Annotated in this window: 2 tRNA genes and 1 rRNA gene; all 3 read left to right on the top strand. The window is 47.8% G+C overall.

The features are described 5' to 3' along the window. Positions 1 to 263 precede the first annotated feature (263 nt). The 3 genes from rrf to ACFP56_RS21740 all read left to right on the top strand — a co-directional run bounded on the left by rrf (position 264) and on the right by ACFP56_RS21740 (position 647). Positions 264 to 380, top strand: a 5S ribosomal RNA gene (gene rrf, locus ACFP56_RS21750). Between the two features lie 18 nt (positions 381 to 398). Further along, positions 399 to 475 (top strand) — tRNA-Ile (locus ACFP56_RS21745). 96 nt (positions 476 to 571) lie between these two features. Beyond that, positions 572 to 647: transfer RNA gene (locus ACFP56_RS21740), tRNA-Ala, on the top strand. Positions 648 to 843 lie beyond the last annotated feature (196 nt).

The raw sequence follows: 843 nt of genomic DNA, 5'->3' as shown, positions 1-843 counted from the left end.
AAGGTGCGGCTGGATCACCTCCTTTCTAAGAGAACACGATCTTCCGAGTAGAAGATCATGAGATCCCTTGAGGGTCAGGAGAGCTTGAGTCTTCGGGCTTAAGTTCTCCAAGCGGAAGCATATGCTTCTGTAGAACAATTGGCAGTTGTTCGCTCACTCGTTGTCAGTTTTGAAGGATCAATGATTCTTCGACTAGTGTTTTCCTTCGAGAAAGCACTCTTTCTATCGTCTACTTTTAAGGAAGAAGACGTCATTGGTTATCGTTTGGTGGCGATGGCGGAGGGGAACCACACGTTCCCATCTCGAACACGACCGTTAAGCCCTCCAGCGCCGATGGTACTTGGACCGCAGGGTCCTGGGAGAGTAGGACGCCGCCAAGCGGTGCAAACCACAAACAAGGGCCTTTAGCTCAGCTGGTTAGAGCGCACCCCTGATAAGGGTGAGGTCGGTGGTTCGAGTCCACTAAGGCCCACCATGTACAACTTTATATCTCGCAAAAAGGATAGTGGGGTCCCCGAAAAGTAGTTGGATTACACTTCGGAGCTTACACGTCACTTTTTGGGGTAATTATGGGGCCATAGCTCAGCTGGGAGAGCGCCTGCCTTGCAAGCAGGAGGTCAGCGGTTCGATCCCGCTTGGCTCCACCAAAGAATTACAATTACCGTGTTATCCCTACGGAAAACACATTTGCACTTTGAAAACTGGATAAGAAAGTATATGAAACATCCAAAGCGAATCGAGTTCAAACATTTATGTTTGTAATTTTAAGCGAATCGTTTTTGATTGACGACCTTCATCCCAAAAGGATGTTCGAGGAAATCAAAAATGAAGAGCGATACTAGG

This window comes from Paenibacillus septentrionalis (genome assembly GCF_042659865.1).
In the GTDB taxonomy this organism is placed as follows: Bacteria; Bacillota; Bacilli; order Paenibacillales; family Paenibacillaceae; genus Pristimantibacillus; species Pristimantibacillus septentrionalis.
Note: the sequence above shows the minus strand (reverse complement) of the source record. Positions and strands in the feature narration are given on the sequence as shown.